Source organism: Deltaproteobacteria bacterium, assembly GCA_040223695.1.
In the GTDB taxonomy this organism is placed as follows: Bacteria; Desulfobacterota_D; UBA1144; order Nemesobacterales; family UBA2774; genus JAVKFU01.
Genome location: JAVKFU010000007.1, coordinates 80,607 through 95,924, shown reverse-complemented (window position 1 = coordinate 95,924; position 15,318 = coordinate 80,607). Strand labels below are relative to the sequence as shown.

Here is a 15,318-nt window from a genome sequence, read left to right as displayed (position 1 = left end):
GTACTCAATACTTGTCCCATAAATAAAGAATTCCCATAGGAATCAGGTTGAGTGTCCAATGGGCGGGGATTGCGTGCCAGATCGAATGGGTACGAAAAGTGATGTAGGATATTATTATTCCGCCGGGCAGCGATAGTCCTACTTCCACGGGATTCGCTCTCCCGATGTGTATCATAAAAAAAGCCAGCCCTGAAGCGACTATTGCGAACAGGGATGTCCAGTTAAGCCCGAACCAGGCCAGGGTCCTGTTGTCGGAGTCCCTTGTCATGGGTTGTGCTAATCCCAGCCATCTGAGTATTTTCTGACCGGTCGAGCCTTCGACAGGCGCGAGGTAAACAGGATCGGGCAGACGCCTTAGCGGAAGCATGAGAGCGGTAAGTATGCCGCAAATCAGGAAATGCTCCGGGATTTTATTAAAAAGCGACAGAATATACATCCAGGTTAATTTATGAGGGTACGGGGAGGCGATCTGTATCCATAGTCCGAAAGGTATTGAAAACGCTATAGCAATACTCGTTAATCTGATACCCAGCTTATTCAGCATACCTATCCCGAAATCGGTCAGCCTGTGGCCTATAAGAATAAAAAACACTGCGGGTATGATCATTGAGGAGATAAAACAGGTTATATACCAAAGCAGGTCCAGTCTTATGTATAACGGCTGATCGAGAAAAAAGTTATTTATCCACCAGGGTGCTATGAAAGGCTCATACAGATAAGTCCAGCCATCGTAGGGCGGCGGGAGGAGTTCTCCCAGCCGCGCCCAGAAAAAGGCTATATAACATACAAGAAATATAAGCAATATAATAGATATTATCCATCTCCGGAGTGAACGGTTTTTTGTGTTTTCAATGTAGACGGAGTCTGTATAAACGGATTCTTGTCTCATGATACTTAGGTGCAGGCAGACGGTAAAACGCAATTATGCTAATGTAGATGGAATTCGATGTCAATCGATCGGGCGCATTTGCCCATTCATGAAATAACATTAACCTAAATGTTTGATATGAAATTCGGATTATGCCTTCCCATACGCCTAAACGCGGACGCGCAAACAAACATAAAGATCGCTAAAAGAGCCGAAGAGCTCGGCTTCGATTCGATTTGGGCAAGCGACCACGTAATAGTTCCCGAGAAGCGGCTTGGAACGTTCAGCGAATATTTCTATGACCCCTTCGTTCTCCTTTCCAATATAGCCGCTGTCACTTCCAGGATCGCAGTAGGAACGAGCGTTATCATTCTTCCCTACCGTAACCCCGTAGTGGTTGCGAAGATGATCGCCACACTGGACGTATTGAGTAAGGGAAGGGTGATCTTCGGTGTCGGTCCCGGCTGGATGAAGGAGGAGTTCGAGGCTCTCGGAGTGCCCGTTCAATCACGCGGCAGGATGACGAATGAATACATAAAAGCCGTTACGACCCTATGGCGGGAGGATGCCCCTGAGTTCGACGGAGAGTTCTGCTCGTTTTCAGACATCAAATTCTTTCCGAAGCCGGTGCAACAACCCCGTCCCCCGATATGGATTGCGGGAGCGAGCAAGTACGCGGTTGCAAGGGCGGCCGCACTGGGGGACGGCTGGCAGCCTACATGGGTAACTCCGGAGGATGTTGAGAGCGGAATCGCCGGTCTCAAATCGATTGCAAAAGAAAACGGCAGGGATTTGGAAAACTTTACCTTTTCCGTTAGAAACAGGTTGAAAATTTTAAGCGAGAAAGACACTAAAACCGGCTCGGCTAAGAATGAAAACGACGATGCTGTTTTCACGTTACGCGGTACGCCGGGCGAGATTAGAGAATATATCAACCGGTATGAAGAAACAGGCGTGACTCACCTGGTATTTGACCCGGCGGCCGACGACGTCGAAGAAATATTTTATATGATGAAAGTATTGGCGGACGAGATAATTCCCGGTTTTAAGGATTTTGCCGGTTAATTATCATGAAAATTCTAGCTTTCTACTTTCTCCAGCATATCTGAGCCCTTCGCTACTTCCATCTGCATAACATTATCAAGCACACTGACCCAGTAACGCCACCAGTAGGAGCCTTCTTTATGTCCGCTCTTCTGGGTGTCCGCCCACGAAATCACCTGATGGACCGTACCGTGATATAAAAAGAGCTTTTCGGCGGCTTCTTTGGTTTCCTCGGGATTGACCTCTATATTGTTTAGCTGAGTATCGACCTGGTCTTTGATTCCCTCGATATGTTTCGCCATCTCGTCAGCCATATTTTTTATTTTTTCGCCTGCGGGTTCAATATCTCCTTCAAGCTCTTCTGCTTTTTTATTCATCAGGTCGACAAAGTCAAGGATTCTGTCCAGGCTTGCGCGGGCCTTCATTCCTTCTTTTGACAGATCGGTTAACTCTTTTGCATTTAGAGCCATATCTTGCCTCCTATGTAAGTCGTCTAACGGATAATAGACTATCATTTATTCGGGGAATTTACAGCACTGTTCATGACAGGAGTATCTTGAGTTCGTCATCCGTAAGGGCTTGGTCCATAAAAGAAGGTTTAAGCTCGATTGCCCTTTTCAAGTCGGAAATAGCGTTCTCGGTATCGCCAGTTTTAACCAGGAGCCCCGCTCTGTTATAAAGAGCCTCGGCGTATTCGGGGTTAAGCTCTAGAGTCTTGTTATAAGCCTTGAGCGCGCCCTTTAGTTTATCCAGATTATGAAGCGATACCGCCTTGTTGTACCAGGCTTCGACGTAGTTATCCTGGATTTCAATCGCCCTGTCGTAAGCCGCAATTGCTTCAAGCTCACGCTCCAGACCGCTAAGGGCAGCCCCCTTGTTACACCAGGCTACCGGAAAGTCCGGTTTCAATTCGATAGATCTCTCAGATGCTCGAAGCGCCTCCTCGAACCTCCCGACCCTTCCCAGAGCCGAGGCCATATTATTCCACGCCTCGGCATAGCCGGGATTTATTTTAACTGCGTTTTCATACGAGGCGATTTCATCTTCGGTACGGCCCATAACGGAAAAAGTTATTCCTTTATTGTACCAGGCCTGGGCGAAGTCCGGCTTAAGCTCGATAGCCTTATCTAGGGCCTCGATTGCCTCCTCATAGGCCCCTTTGTAATAAAAATCGGTTGCTTCCAATACCAGGTCTTCCGGTTTCAATATATACTCCGTCACGTTTTATAATCCTGCAGCGTTTGCTGGAAAACCAGTTTCATGGCAGCTAAGATTTTCTGCTCATTTATTATGAGGTCGCCATACGCAGTATCCATACTAAAAGTATAGTGTTCATCAAAATCAGCACATAGAAAACGATGTGGTTTAGTCTTACGGACTGGCCCTTCAAGAGGCTGTGGAATATTTTTCTCATGAAATAGAGAAACGCCATCGCGGCTATAACGATAATTAATAAAGAGTACGATCCTGCGTAGCTCCCCAGGCGGTAGGATAGGTATAAGGCGTAAAAGATTACGAAGAAGAATATGAAATTTGAAAACAGCCAGGAGGAAAATATAGAATATGCGTTTCTTATTTTTTCGGGTGTGTCCAGTTCGGGTTTAATACGTTCAAGTATCATCAATTTCTCTTCAGTTGACGGGTCTGTATATAACCAATCCCGGTTTATTCTGAATATATTCGATCAGGTCTTCATCCACTACTTTTTTATTGTTTTCCCTGGAAGACGCGTGTCGCAGAAAAATCCCGCCTTCTTTCTTAATTATTATGCCGGTATGGGATACGTCCAGGCCTTCGATATCGGTATATATGCCGACATAGTCGCCGGTATTCAGCTTGTCGGTTACCGTTTTATCGATTTCTGCGGAGGGGATGTAGTATATAGTCCTTTCCGTGACAGGGATTCCGGGCAGAAAAACTGTGCCGTCTTTTTTCCGGTTTAGATTTTTTAAGAGCTCTCTCGTTTTTTCTCCGCCTATCTCTCTAGTTAAGTCCCTCACATAATTTTTGTTGTAAACCGTCCAGTCAGAAAAAAAATGGTTTCTGTCTTGAAAATTTATGTTGCCTTTCTTGTACCTGACCTTTTTGAGCTCTTCCTCGAATTGGGGAAATGACTCGGAGAGCCTCATCGCTTCAACGTAATCGATGTATGTAAAGCAGTCCATACCTTCGAGATCGATTGTGAATACCTCTTGCGTGTTCAAATCCCCCGTAAGGGTAGAGTCTTTGTAAGGCGTATCGAGAAATTTCTCCGATATAAAATCAATCTGCTTTCCCGTGCTGCCCGATTCCGATGAATCTTTCATTACTTTGTCGAGGTCAGCCTCTGTCCAGTTTCCCAGCTTTATTATCTCCGGTTCGTCCGTACCCGATCCGGCGCGGGCATTTCCGGCGTTAATAGAGAGAGAGCACAGTAGTACCGCCGCTATTATAAATAGAGTTAGGCTCATGATTGTTTTGTTTTTCGTCCGACTCATCAATAGCTCCGCTGGTTTCCTATTTAGTTTACCCGCGTATCTGTAAAATTTAATTTTATAGAGACCCAATAATCAGTCGAATATGTCGTCCAGCCAATCGAGCGCAACCGCGGCTGAGTATGCGGGGTTTCCCACCTGACAGTGCGTGTCGGCCCCTTCAAATTCCGTAAATCGGTGTTTCGTAACCGGGCCTGAAACCTTCCCGGCGAATTCGTTGAACTGCTTTTCGGGCTCCCCGCCCTCACCCTCGCCTACTAGAGCGAGTGAAGGGCACCTGATATTTGACACCGCGTCGCCCACGACAAAATCCGTTAAGTAAATAAATGTGTCCCTGAACGAATTTTGTCCGAAACGCACCATTAGGTTCTCCGACCTGGCCTTATCCTCTGGGGGGAATACGTCATCCGGGATTTCCGGTATTTCTTCGATAGTGAAGTTCATTTCGTCGGGCATCTCGGCGGGGTCAGTATCGGTGAATGCGCTCAGATAGTCGTGGAGGTTCAGTATAGGCGAATTCGCTATCAGAGCCTTTATTCTTTCTTCATGAGCGGCAGACCGTGTGGAGAAATACCCCCCCAGGCTTATGCCCATGAGAGCGATCCTCTTAGGGTCCACTTCCGGGCGCTCTATAATAGAGTCGATTACGGCACCGGTAGGGCTTTCAAAATCCGGCTCGAAGTGCGTATTAGAGTAAAACCGGAAGAGGTCCATCTGACCGGGACCCGCGTAATGGACGACGTTATAGCCCCGTTCAAGAGCGGCGAACCCGCGCATCAGGTACTCCTCCTCGAGCGTGCCGTCGAAACCGCTCACTATGAGGAGAGTTTTTCTCTTCTGAGCTTCCGGATGGGGCGTCATAATGTAAACCGGGATCTCGATATTTTTGTACGGTATCATTGTTGGCTCAAAGGTATGCCATACGTATTTCATAGCCTCTTCGAAGCAGTAGCGTGATTTTTGACCCAGCTCCCTGTGTTTCGGGTCGAGGCAGCTGGTGTAGTACTCGGCGGCGCGGAATGAGTTGCACGCCTTGAAAAACTGCTCGCGGGCGCTTACGGTATGTCCTTTTAGGGCGCGTCTGTGCGCGTCACTCTGCTGCCATTCCGCAAGCTTCGTAAACTCCTCCACCCAGCTTTGGGGGTCGCCGTCCTTTATACGCGAAGCTGCGGAAAGACACTCGCCCACGGATGAGCCCCCGAACGCCGCCGAGCCCAGCTGCCGTATCAGCTGGAAATCCATCTCTTCGTTTTCGAATCCCTTAACCCTGGTCTTGCTGCGTGTGATTTCAGCCATAGTCACTCCGAAAGATAATATATTCAGTTTTTTTACTCTGAGACTGAATTAAATATAATGTTTTGCGGGTACCTTAACAACAGGTCGAAACAAATTCCCGGGATTCTCCTTTCCTGATTTATATGATACGTATTTGTTACTAAAATATTCAGTGTAGTATTATATTAACAGTTATAAATATTTGCTTGGTTAGCGCATAAATCTTTATGAAAAATGGTAAGGGGGCAGTGAATGACCATAAAGGAATTTTTTGAATCTATCATTGAGAGACTTCAGGCAGGAGCTAGTGTTAAGGCCGTGTACGGCGAGCCGATCGAGGCTCAGGGTAAAACGATCATACCCGTCGCAAAGGTCGTTTACGGTTTCGGCGCGGGATACGGGGAAACAGGGAAAGATAAAAAAGAAGGAAAGGACAGGGATGGCGGAGGGGTCGGGGCCGGAGTTCGCGCAAAGCCGATCGGTGTCATGGAAGTGACCGAAGAGGGTACTCATTTCATTCCATGTACAAGTGGGAGGAAACTGGCTGCGCTCCTCGCTATCGGTTTTATTGCGGGATTTTTAATAGGAAGAAGATAAATATTCGCCTACCGATGCACCGCAGTATGCCGTAGAACCCGGTCGGCGCTCAGCCAAAATCCATTTCCACGTTATCGAATTCTTTAACCCTGGTCTTGCTTCGTTTAATTTCGGCCATTAGGACACCTCGTGTATTTACTTTGATTTTTGGAGAAAGCCTGCAAGCTAGACAGGCCTCTTCTTAGGTAATGCGGTAATAGTAATTCTGCCAATAAGCATTGTTACACTAAGTGTAAACTCTTATCTCCAATTTTTATAACAAAATTGAGTATGACGTATTAGCCGCTTTTTTTCTCCCCGAAAATAGTAACGATTATCTTCCTCGACCCTCCGCGGTTCCGGTGCTCGCAGAGGTATATTCCCTGCCAGGTTCCGACATTCAATCCGCCGTTTTTGATTGGTATTGACAGGGAGCTTCCCATGAGCGATGCCTTTATGTGCGCCGGCATATCGTCGAGCCCTTCCAGAGTATGTACATAGTAGGGGGCATTCTCGGGAACGGACTTATTGAAGTGGCTCTCGAAATCCACCCTGACATCGGGGTCGGCGTTTTCGTTGATGGTAAGGGAGGCAGAAGTATGGCATATGAATATGTGCGCTATGCCTACTGAGAACTCTGAGAGCTCCGGTATCAGTTGAACTATTTCCCCTGTGACGAGGTGGAATCCGCGTTCTTTCGGAGACAGATGGATTTCTTTTTGTATCCAGTCCATTCTAAGAGTAGGGGAGTATACTTACTGTTTCACTTGTCTTCAATCACTCTCGCCCGAAGTCTCTCGCTCAAGCCCCGGGCGCCCCAGCCCATTATAACATCGTGGTTCCATTTGAAGAGCGGTCTCGCCAGAGGCGCAATAAGGTTCATCCATTCTTTGACAGTATCAACCTGCCAATCGTATCTCGCAGTGGTAATTCCGCGTTCGCTTGAAATATTCCATAGACCTCTCCCCCGAAGTTCCCCGCTTGCGACACCTTCGATTGTGGACATAGGCTCCACGCGCACGGTTTCTACTTCAAAAGTGAGTCTATAGGGTAGTTTGCTCTTCCATGTGTAGCTGCGTATGCTGCCGACCCCCAGGTCATCGCCTTTTTTAAGCTCGACGACCTCTTCAACGCCCTTCCACCATTCAGGCCATTTTTCAGAATAATATATTTCATTCCAGACCCTTTCGAGCGGGGCATTAATACGCCAGATAGTTGCGAATTCGTAAGAGGGCATTTATTTTGCCTGTACCTTATTCGGAGCCGTTCATGGTTTTCTCAACCAGGTCCGCCATTGCCGCAATGAATTTGGGATCGTCGTTTACCGTTTTGGCCCGGAGCAGCTTTATTCCCGCCTCCTCGGCGGCTTCCATGGCTTCAATACCGATATCGAAAAGCACCTCCACGTGGTCGCAGAGGAATCCTATGGGCTGCACTATTACATATCTGACCCCCTCTTTCGCGATCTCGCCTGTCACGTCGCATATGTCGGGCTCGAGCCACGGGTCTTGAGGGCGGCCGCTCCGGCTCTGGTAAACGAGTCTCCATTTGGTGTGGTTCAGTCTTTCGGCAATCAGGCGGGCTGTTGTCATTAATTGCTCAACGTATGGTGAGCTCTCAGCCATAGGGGTCGGTATGCTGTGCGCTGAGAAGAGTATCATGGTGTCTTCTCTTTCACCGGGCGGGATTTCCTCGAAGCGCTCGGCGATACGGTCCGCCGAGTCCTCTATGAAAAGCGGGTGGTCAAAGAGGGGAGGGGTGTATTCGAATTCTATATCTATTCCTTTTTCAGCAAGTCCCTGCTTTACATCATTTTGATACCTCTCCCAGCTGACCTCGCTCTGGTGAGCGGCCATTATTACACCCAGGGCTTTTCTGGTCCCATCGTCATACATTTTTTTAACGGCGTCGGGTATCAGGGGATGCCAGTGTCTCATGCCCACATATACCGGGATTCTATTCCCCTTCTCCGCCAATTTGTCCTCCAGTGCCTTCGCCTGTCGGTAGGTGTATTCGTTAATGGGGGATTTACCTCCGATAAGCTCGTAGTGGTGGGCTACTTCTTCAAGCCTTTCTGCAGGTATCGGTCTTCCCCTGGCGACGTTCTGGAGGAAGGGGCGTATATCTTCGGGCTTCTCCGGCCCGCCGTATCCTATCAAGAGTATGGCGTCGATATTATTTTTCATTCGTCATTCTCCATAATCTGATGTGAGATTACTCAGTTATTTTTGCCCGAGTATTCATGAACCGCGTCTATGAGGGCGAGCACGTTATCGACAGGCGTGCGGGGCAGTATGCCGTGACCGAGATTGAAGATATGTCCGGGTCTGCCCGAAACCTTGTCCAGAACTTCTTTAGCTCTTTTGCGTATTTCTGCGGGAGGCGCAAAAAGCGCTACGGGGTCGAGGTTGCCCTGAACGGCAACCTCGTAGCCTATCTTTTCCCAGGTCTTTGCGATATCGACTCTCCAGTCAAATCCGATTACTGAGCATCCCGATTCTTTCATTAACTCCAGCAGTGTAGCGGTTCCGGTGCCGAAGTTTATTACAGGCACGCCGCCCGTTATCGAAGAGACCAGCTTCTTCATGTGGGGCAGAACGAAGGCGCGGTAATCGGCCGGCGACAGGCATCCCACCCAGCTGTCAAATAGCTGCACGGCATCCGCTCCGGCCGCTATCTGTCGGTTGAGATAAGCGGAAATGGCTTCGGTTAATTTCTCCATTAGCGCATGCCACGCTGCGGGGTCCTTGTATATTAATCCCTTTGTGTTTTCGTAATTACGGGAGCCGCCTCCCTCGATTGCGTAAGAGGCCACGGTAAAGGGAGCGCCTGCGAATCCGATCAGGGCCTTCTCGGGGTCAAGCGCGCGTCGGGTGAGCTCAATCGCGTTGTAAACGAAATCCATGCTTTCGCTATCGAATTCCCTCAAGCGGTCTATCGCTTTTCCCGAGCGTACGGGACGTCTGATTCTGGGACCCTCTCCTTTTGAGAACTCGAGATCGATTCCAAGCGGTTCTATAATCAGAAGGATGTCGGAGAAGATTATTGCGGCGTCCACTCCCAGGCGGTCGACAGCGCTCAGTGTTACCTCAGCCGCAAGCTCAGGGGTCTTGCAGAGATCGAGGAACGATATTTTTGCCCTGATTTCCCTGTATTCGCGCATAAACCTGCCCGCCTGCCGCATTAGCCAGACAGGGGTGTACTCCGTCTCCTCCCTTCTACAGGCTTTCATAAACACTGAATTTTCTATGATATCTTTTCTCTTCCGCTCACTATCCTCACTCCAGACCATTTCCACCCGGTGCCACATGCTGGTATCCACACCGTTTACATGCGCGGTCCTCTTTTTTCTCAGCAGCTCGTTTCCGCTCCTTGCCATCTCCCGTATCAGGTTGCCCATCTTGGGGCTGTCCGGTTCATAATCCGCCGAAAGTCCGAACCTGGTCAGTGTTTCAGTCGTAGTAGGTCCTATCGATCCTATTACAACGTCTTTGAATCCTTCTTTCAATTGATTGGTCAGCCCTTCCTCTGAAGCCACCTTGAAGAGGTGGTATATCTGCTGAGAGCTCGTGAAGAGTGATATGTCCTCGTTGTGCTCCGTTATGGAGCGTATCGCCTTGCGGAGGGGGTCCGTATCTTCTGGCAGGTCCCACTTATAAACAGGTACGGCTGTAACCAGAGCCCCACGCTCCCGAAGCGCTTTAAGGAATTCGTCATTTGAAATTCCGTACTCCTGAACGGCAACCTTCTTTCCCACAAGCTCTATTTGCTCGTCGAGAGTGCTTAAAACATCCCGCCATGTGTTGGGTTCGGGGACTGTGATGTCGGGTTTTAAGCCCATCTCGCGGAGAGCCGCTACCGGCTTGGGGCCGCGCGCGATTATCGTGGTTTGCCTGAGCGCCTTAATAAACTTTTCGACCGGGTGTTTTGTTGAGACCGCCTCCGCCAGCGCGCGCGTGCCGACGCCGGTCATGAGGATAACGATGTCAAACTTCCCGTCAAACAGGTCTTCGGCGAACTGTACGGCTTCCTTCGATTCCGAAAGGGGTACTTCCCTCATTGAAGGGGCGACCCTGGGCACGCCGCCGTGATACCGTATGAGCTTTTCGATTTCCCTTGCCCTTCGGCTCTCAAACGCAGTTACTCTAAGTCCGTTAAATGTAAAATTACTCGTCATTATGGTCGCTTATGTCCTTTTACAAGTTGAGTTTAGCACAGGAAGAAAAAGGGTCAATCGGCTTTGTCGCGAGCAATTTAGCCGATCCGGGCGTTTTACACGCTTGCCATTAAATCCCGCATTTCTTATAATCCCTTCTAAGCACTGTTGTTAATGGAGAGATTAAATGGGAAAGAAAGTCGAGTTCTACTATGATTTCAGCAGCCCCTACAGCTACATAGCCTCAAGGAGGATAGAGAAGATATGTGAGGATAACGGCGCTAAGCTTGAGTGGAAGCCGTTTTTATTGGGCGGGTTATTTAACGAGATAGGAATAAAACCTGCCGCGGAGGTTGATAACAAAATCGCGTATGTGAGAGAAGACACGCAATACTCCGCCGGGTACTACGGGATTGAGTTCGTATTCCCGGAGCTTTTCCCGCTTAACAGCGTGAGGTCAATGAGGGGAGCGTTTGCGGCTTCCGAAAAGGGAAAACTTGTCGTATACAACCACGAGATGTTCAGGCTCTACTGGACAGAGGGGAAAGACCTTAGCAGGGAGGATATTTTGAGGGATGCCGTCGGAGCTCTCGGGATTGACCCCGACTGGTTTGTAGCCAGAATCGGTGAGCAGGAGATAAAAGACAGCCTCAGGGAAGAGACATCGAAAGCCGCTCGACGGGGGGCCTTCGGAGCGCCAACCTTCTTTATAGACGACAAGATGTTCTGGGGCAACGACAGACTCGATTACATAGATGCGTATCTTAAGGGCGACTTAAAATAAATATCTAAAGTTAAAATTTAGGCCTCCAATATTTCTACGCTAATCATTCGCTATTTTCATTTTAGTTATATTGTGTAAATTTCATCCGTTTATCAGAGGAGAAGTTTTCGAATGCATGGCGCTTATCAGTATAAAGACGGTGAATTCTGTGTCGAGGATGTGCCGGTATCAAGAATAACCCAATCGGTCGGAACGCCGTGCTACATTTACAGCTACGGGGTTTTAAGGGACAGCTTCGTCAAGTACCGTGAGGCGTTCTCGGATATCGATACGCTTATATGTTACTCCGTAAAAGCGAATTCAAATCTCGGAATATTAAAATCATTCGCCGACCTCCACTCGGGGTACGATATAGTCTCCCTGGGCGAGCTTGAGCGCGTTAAACGGGCGGGAGGCGATCCGTCAAAGGTCGTATTCTCCGGGGTGGGCAAGACGGCTCAGGAGATGAAAGCGGCCATAGAGGCGGGCATCCTGTTTTTCAATGTGGAGTCTCAGGAGGAGCTCGAACTTCTCAACGGGTTAGGGATCGAGCTCGGCAAAAAAGCCCCTGTCGCTCTCCGCGTAAACCCCGATATAGACCCCGATACGCATCCTTACATTTCTACCGGCTTTAAGAAAAGCAAGTTCGGGATCGAGATAGGTAAAGCGATCGAGGTATACAAAAAGGCGAGCAAAATGGAAGGAATCCGCGTGGTGGCAATTGACGCCCACATCGGCTCGCAAATATTCGATCTCACACCGTTTACCGATTCCGTGAAAAAGCTCGTAAAGCTCGCTGACGATCTGGTCGGAGCGGGTATAAATATAGAATATATAGATATCGGCGGGGGACTTGGAATAAGCTATAAAAAGGACGAAAAGCCGCCTCACCCGAAAGAATATGCCGATCTCATAAAAGCCGTGCTTCGAGGGAAGTCCTATAAGCTGGTACTCGAGCCGGGCAGATCCCTTATCGGGAACGCTGGCATGCTCGTCACGAAGGTTTTGTACATAAAAGAAGGCGCGGCAAAGAAGTTTGTCATAGTGGACGCGGCGATGAATGACCTGATAAGGCCCGCCTTCTACGAGTCGTACCACGAGATACTGACGGTAAGGGAATCGGACGGGGCGGGGGAAGTCGTGGACGTTGTGGGTCCTATATGTGAATCGGGTGATTTCCTTGCGCTCGACAGAGAGCTTCCGAAGGTAAAAACCGGCGATCTTTTAACCGTTCTGAGCGCGGGCGCCTACGGTTTCGTAATGTCCTCTAATTACAATACGCGCCCTCGGGTTCCCGAGGTGCTTGTAAAGGGCAAGGAGTTCCGGGTCGTGAGGAAGAGGGAGACCTATGACGAGATGCTGAGCGGAGAAACCGTTCCCGATTTCTAATTTGGAGCAGGGACCTTGTTAGGCTATGAGACGACTTGTACAAACACCGGCTTAAACAATAAAAATCAATAGAGAATATTATCGTACGTTTTAAAAGATTCACGGTCATTACTAATCTTCGTTGAATATCGATTAGGTTAGAATTGATTTTCCATCAATCCCACGAATGCAGCTTCAATCTTTCGGTATTCTCTTTCTCTGAATCCGCTCGATAAACTCTCCGTCCGGCTTTACTAAATAATGATCTTTCGCCAATTTCAATAACGAGATTTCGATAATCGCGAAATCTCGTTACACCTGGTTTTCTAACAATCCTCCCATAACCGACTGTAATCATTAATACATTCATAATTTATTGTAATTGGCACACCCTTTGCACTTAAGTCCAAACAAATAAATTAAAAGGAGGTAAGACAAATGAAGAAGTTAGTCGCCATCACGGCATTAGGCTTATCACTCGGTTTTTCCTCTCTCTCGTTCCCCGCGAACCATATGGACCTTTACACAAACGCTTCGTCAATAAGTGAAGTCAAGAGCGGCACTAAGGGCGGAGAAATTGAAACAAGCCCGATGAGCTTCTACCTCAGTCCCGTCAAGGCGCATACCCGTGTAGGCACTTTGGAAACTGCTGAGGAGACAGAGAATGAAGAGAGCACCTTATTCGTATTCGGCGTCAGGATTTAAAAGGCATTAAATTGGAAGGGAGATAAATCCAAACAATTCTCCCTTCCCGGTTTTAGGAATCATAAAGAAATTTTTAGAGGATAACAGCCATGGAAAAAAATTTGTTTGAAGAGAGGTTAAAGACCGGGGACAGCTACAATCACAGGGTAATCGTAAAAACTCTTTCAGAGCGTACCAATTTATGGAAACTGTTTTTCCGTTTCAGCAAAATGGAAGATTACCTGACACTGACGTCAAGCGGTCATCTGAACGTGAGGGGAGGGGACGAATCCCTCTTCAAATCATGGGGGAAGTCGGAATTCAAAGACATTAAACCGATATTTGCACTAAGAGACCTTGAGAGCTTGATAACCTTGATCAGTCTTGAAACCGAAGGCGGAATGGAATATTCATTCAGCTCCTACCGGGAATTTACTAACTGGCTCACGGATGAGCTTGTTCTTGTATCAGACACTGATATCGAGCGCGGTCAAATTTCTCAATACGCCTCTTGAGAAAAAATCTATGCTCTTACTTCCATTCTCGGAACTCGGAAAAAAATAGCTCTCCGGGACTCTGGAACTATTCGAAACCCGATTATGTTGCCTTATTATAAAACTTTAAGCCGCCATCCCCCGAGATGATGACTACATGCTTTCGGGAGCCTCAATCAGCTTTTCGGCCTCATCAATAACCTCTCCGAGTCTTTCCTTGAACATCTTGATTCCCCCGAGAGGTATTACGATGCATGATCTGCCGCCGCTTAGCTCCGTAATTCTCAGATATTTCCCTTTATGGTTTTCCTTGACGTCGAAGAAAAACCTTTTAGATTCGATGTCAACATGCTTGCTGGCATGCTCTTTTTCCGTTTTTTCCAATCTTTCCATTTTCTATCTACCTCCGCCTCTTTCCCACTCGCTTGGGTGGTATTTATAGTGTTTGTGCTTTCAGGGTAGGAAATAATAACCCTTGGATTTACAAAAATCAAGAAAAAAAGTTAAATTAAAACTGTATTCAAAACGGCGGTTACTTAACAAGTCGGAGGCCGGATTAAAATGGGCAAAAAGATCAAGTTTGGAATTACCGCTCCTGTCCCTGGCGAACCCGTGGAAGGACTCATAAAATTCACGAAGAACGCCGAGGAAGCCGGGTTCGATACAGTATGGTTCCCGGATCATATTGTTTTCATGGCAAAACGGATTACACCGGAGGTATGGTCGGTGGTTACCGCCGCCTCGGTAAAGACCGGGAGAATCCGGATGGGTACAGTGGGGGACGCTCACAGGATGCACCCGGCCGTCTTCGCCCACAGGCTCGCTACTATCGATCACATATCGGGGGGGAGAATTTTCGTATGCGTCGGCTACGGTGAGAAGATGAATCTGGATCCCTACGGTATTAAGTGGGATAAGCCGCTCACGAGAGTTGTGGAATCGATAAAGATCATGAGGTCGCTCTGGAAAGGTGAGTCCGTTGATTTCGACGGCGAGATTTATAACCTGAGAGAGGCGGAGCTTAGAATTGAGCCTGTCAATAACGGGAGTATTCCGATATACGTTGCCGCGACAGGCCCCAGGGCGCTCGATATAGCGGGCAGGTACGGGGACGGATGGGTTACGAACGCCATGCCCTCGGGGCTTTTTGCCAAGAAGGCGAGAGCTGTAATGGAAGGGGCCGGGGCGAGGGATGAAAATCTGGACGAGGTCGAAAAAACGCTTTTCATATTTACTTCTATAGCCGACAATCAGGACGAGGCCTATAAGTCACTCGAACCGGTGAAACACGCTCTGATCTGGCCCGAGCTTCTTTCCGAGGCGGGTTACGATATCAGAATCGACGATGAGTACAAGGGACTTCAGTACACCAGGATTATGCCCAATGACGCGGATATGCTCAGAAAGTTCAGGGAAATGGGCGAAAAGTACTATTCACGTGAGATCCTGCTAGATTTCGTAATCGCGGGCTCGAAGAACGATGTGATAAATAGGCTTGAGGAGTATATAAACGCGGGTGTCGATCATTTCATTCTGAGGGATTTCAGCCCGGACAGGGAAAAATCGCTAAAAGTACTGTCAGAGGAAATACTGCCTCGCTTTAGCGGGTAAGAGCG

18 protein-coding genes are annotated in these 15,318 nt (G+C 48.3%); 7 read left to right on the top strand and 11 right to left on the bottom strand.

Going from position 1 to position 15,318, the window contains the following annotated elements; all coding sequences use genetic code 11:
- Window positions 1–4: 4 nt before the first annotated feature.
- A complete protein-coding gene (locus RIG61_01290) occupies window positions 5–802 on the bottom strand; it encodes a hypothetical protein (protein MEQ9617792.1) in 798 nt (265 codons plus the stop codon).
- A gap of 195 nt (window positions 803–997) precedes the next feature.
- On the opposite strand from RIG61_01290, the gene RIG61_01285 reads away from it, so the two are divergent.
- On the top strand, window positions 998–1,933 hold the full coding sequence (locus RIG61_01285; GenBank protein ID MEQ9617791.1) for an LLM class F420-dependent oxidoreductase: 936 nt from the start codon (window positions 998–1,000) through the stop codon (window positions 1,931–1,933).
- 14 nt (window positions 1,934–1,947) lie between these two features.
- Here RIG61_01285 and RIG61_01280 read toward each other — a convergent pair whose 3' ends face one another.
- From RIG61_01280 to RIG61_01260, 5 genes are all read right to left on the bottom strand, one after another.
- Entirely contained in the window at window positions 1,948–2,382 is a 435-nt protein-coding gene (locus RIG61_01280) for a hypothetical protein (GenBank protein ID MEQ9617790.1), read from the bottom strand.
- A gap of 70 nt (window positions 2,383–2,452) precedes the next feature.
- Window positions 2,453–3,118 carry a tetratricopeptide repeat protein gene (locus RIG61_01275; GenBank protein ID MEQ9617789.1) on the bottom strand — a complete coding sequence of 222 codons (666 nt, stop codon included), beginning with the start codon at window positions 3,116–3,118 and terminating at the stop codon, window positions 2,453–2,455.
- 82 nt (window positions 3,119–3,200) lie between these two features.
- Window positions 3,201–3,533: a hypothetical protein gene (locus RIG61_01270; protein ID MEQ9617788.1), complete on the bottom strand. Its 333-nt coding sequence runs from the start codon at window positions 3,531–3,533 to the stop codon at window positions 3,201–3,203.
- A 10-nt stretch (window positions 3,534–3,543) separates the two neighbouring features.
- Window positions 3,544–4,389 (bottom strand): DUF1460 domain-containing protein, encoded by an 846-nt coding sequence (locus RIG61_01265; GenBank protein ID MEQ9617787.1) that lies wholly within the window; start codon window positions 4,387–4,389, stop codon window positions 3,544–3,546.
- A gap of 72 nt (window positions 4,390–4,461) precedes the next feature.
- Window positions 4,462–5,682, bottom strand: a complete 1,221-nt coding sequence (locus RIG61_01260; GenBank protein MEQ9617786.1) for an alpha/beta hydrolase — start codon at window positions 5,680–5,682, stop codon at window positions 4,462–4,464.
- A 231-nt stretch (window positions 5,683–5,913) separates the two neighbouring features.
- Between RIG61_01260 and RIG61_01255 the strand changes: the two genes are divergently transcribed.
- Window positions 5,914–6,258, top strand: coding sequence for a spore germination protein GerW family protein (locus RIG61_01255; protein ID MEQ9617785.1), 345 nt, complete (start codon window positions 5,914–5,916; stop codon window positions 6,256–6,258).
- A gap of 278 nt (window positions 6,259–6,536) precedes the next feature.
- On the opposite strand, the gene RIG61_01250 is transcribed toward RIG61_01255, so the two are convergent.
- From RIG61_01250 to hemE, 4 genes are read right to left on the bottom strand one after another with little or no spacing between them, the layout of a single operon-like run.
- Window positions 6,537–6,971 (bottom strand): secondary thiamine-phosphate synthase enzyme YjbQ, encoded by a 435-nt coding sequence (locus RIG61_01250; protein ID MEQ9617784.1) that lies wholly within the window; start codon window positions 6,969–6,971, stop codon window positions 6,537–6,539.
- 29 nt (window positions 6,972–7,000) lie between these two features.
- Window positions 7,001–7,474, bottom strand: a complete 474-nt coding sequence (locus RIG61_01245; protein ID MEQ9617783.1) for an SRPBCC family protein — start codon at window positions 7,472–7,474, stop codon at window positions 7,001–7,003.
- 16 nt (window positions 7,475–7,490) lie between these two features.
- Entirely contained in the window at window positions 7,491–8,423 is a 933-nt protein-coding gene (gene hemH, locus RIG61_01240) for a ferrochelatase (GenBank protein ID MEQ9617782.1), read from the bottom strand.
- A 32-nt stretch (window positions 8,424–8,455) separates the two neighbouring features.
- Window positions 8,456–10,414: a uroporphyrinogen decarboxylase gene (gene hemE, locus RIG61_01235; protein ID MEQ9617781.1), complete on the bottom strand. Its 1,959-nt coding sequence runs from the start codon at window positions 10,412–10,414 to the stop codon at window positions 8,456–8,458.
- Between the two features lie 166 nt (window positions 10,415–10,580).
- On the opposite strand from hemE, the gene RIG61_01230 reads away from it, so the two are divergent.
- The 4 genes from RIG61_01230 to RIG61_01215 all read left to right on the top strand — a co-directional run bounded on the left by RIG61_01230 (window position 10,581) and on the right by RIG61_01215 (window position 13,723).
- The gene (locus RIG61_01230) at window positions 10,581–11,177 is read left to right on the top strand and encodes a 2-hydroxychromene-2-carboxylate isomerase (protein ID MEQ9617780.1); all 597 of its coding nucleotides are present in this window, start codon (window positions 10,581–10,583) and stop codon (window positions 11,175–11,177) included.
- Window positions 11,178–11,288: 111 nt separating this feature from the next.
- A complete protein-coding gene (gene lysA / locus RIG61_01225) occupies window positions 11,289–12,545 on the top strand; it encodes a diaminopimelate decarboxylase (protein ID MEQ9617779.1) in 1,257 nt (418 codons plus the stop codon).
- A 417-nt stretch (window positions 12,546–12,962) separates the two neighbouring features.
- Window positions 12,963–13,229, top strand: a complete 267-nt coding sequence (locus tag RIG61_01220) for a hypothetical protein (GenBank protein ID MEQ9617778.1) — start codon at window positions 12,963–12,965, stop codon at window positions 13,227–13,229.
- An 89-nt stretch (window positions 13,230–13,318) separates the two neighbouring features.
- Complete coding sequence (locus RIG61_01215; protein ID MEQ9617777.1) at window positions 13,319–13,723, top strand: hypothetical protein; 405 nt, start codon at window positions 13,319–13,321, stop codon at window positions 13,721–13,723.
- Window positions 13,724–13,855: 132 nt separating this feature from the next.
- Here RIG61_01215 and RIG61_01210 read toward each other — a convergent pair whose 3' ends face one another.
- Complete coding sequence (locus RIG61_01210) at window positions 13,856–14,095, bottom strand: DNA-binding protein (protein ID MEQ9617776.1); 240 nt, start codon at window positions 14,093–14,095, stop codon at window positions 13,856–13,858.
- 168 nt (window positions 14,096–14,263) lie between these two features.
- Between RIG61_01210 and RIG61_01205 the strand changes: the two genes are divergently transcribed.
- Entirely contained in the window at window positions 14,264–15,313 is a 1,050-nt protein-coding gene (locus RIG61_01205; protein MEQ9617775.1) for an LLM class flavin-dependent oxidoreductase, read from the top strand.
- Window positions 15,314–15,318 lie beyond the last annotated feature (5 nt).

Bases quoted from the DNA above. Each gene is read 5' to 3' on its own strand.
- RIG61_01280 (MEQ9617790.1), bottom strand. From the start codon at position 2,382: ATGGCTCTAAATGCAAAAGAGTTAACCGATCTGTCAAAAGAAGGAATG.
- RIG61_01215 (MEQ9617777.1), top strand. From the start codon at position 13,319: ATGGAAAAAAATTTGTTTGAAGAGAGGTTAAAGACCGGGGACAGCTAC.
- RIG61_01265 (MEQ9617787.1), bottom strand. From the start codon at position 4,389: ATGAGTCGGACGAAAAACAAAACAATCATGAGCCTAACTCTATTTATA.
- RIG61_01220 (MEQ9617778.1), top strand. From the start codon at position 12,963: ATGAAGAAGTTAGTCGCCATCACGGCATTAGGCTTATCACTCGGTTTT.
- hemH (MEQ9617782.1), bottom strand. From the start codon at position 8,423: ATGAAAAATAATATCGACGCCATACTCTTGATAGGATACGGCGGGCCG.
- RIG61_01245 (MEQ9617783.1), bottom strand. From the start codon at position 7,474: ATGCCCTCTTACGAATTCGCAACTATCTGGCGTATTAATGCCCCGCTC.
- RIG61_01285 (MEQ9617791.1), top strand. From the start codon at position 998: ATGTTTGATATGAAATTCGGATTATGCCTTCCCATACGCCTAAACGCG.
- lysA (MEQ9617779.1), top strand. From the start codon at position 11,289: ATGCATGGCGCTTATCAGTATAAAGACGGTGAATTCTGTGTCGAGGAT.
- RIG61_01255 (MEQ9617785.1), top strand. From the start codon at position 5,914: ATGACCATAAAGGAATTTTTTGAATCTATCATTGAGAGACTTCAGGCA.
- RIG61_01210 (MEQ9617776.1), bottom strand. From the start codon at position 14,095: ATGGAAAGATTGGAAAAAACGGAAAAAGAGCATGCCAGCAAGCATGTT.
- RIG61_01230 (MEQ9617780.1), top strand. From the start codon at position 10,581: ATGGGAAAGAAAGTCGAGTTCTACTATGATTTCAGCAGCCCCTACAGC.
- hemE (MEQ9617781.1), bottom strand. From the start codon at position 10,414: ATGACGAGTAATTTTACATTTAACGGACTTAGAGTAACTGCGTTTGAG.
- RIG61_01205 (MEQ9617775.1), top strand. From the start codon at position 14,264: ATGGGCAAAAAGATCAAGTTTGGAATTACCGCTCCTGTCCCTGGCGAA.
- RIG61_01250 (MEQ9617784.1), bottom strand. From the start codon at position 6,971: ATGGACTGGATACAAAAAGAAATCCATCTGTCTCCGAAAGAACGCGGA.
- RIG61_01260 (MEQ9617786.1), bottom strand. From the start codon at position 5,682: ATGGCTGAAATCACACGCAGCAAGACCAGGGTTAAGGGATTCGAAAAC.
- RIG61_01270 (MEQ9617788.1), bottom strand. From the start codon at position 3,533: ATGATACTTGAACGTATTAAACCCGAACTGGACACACCCGAAAAAATA.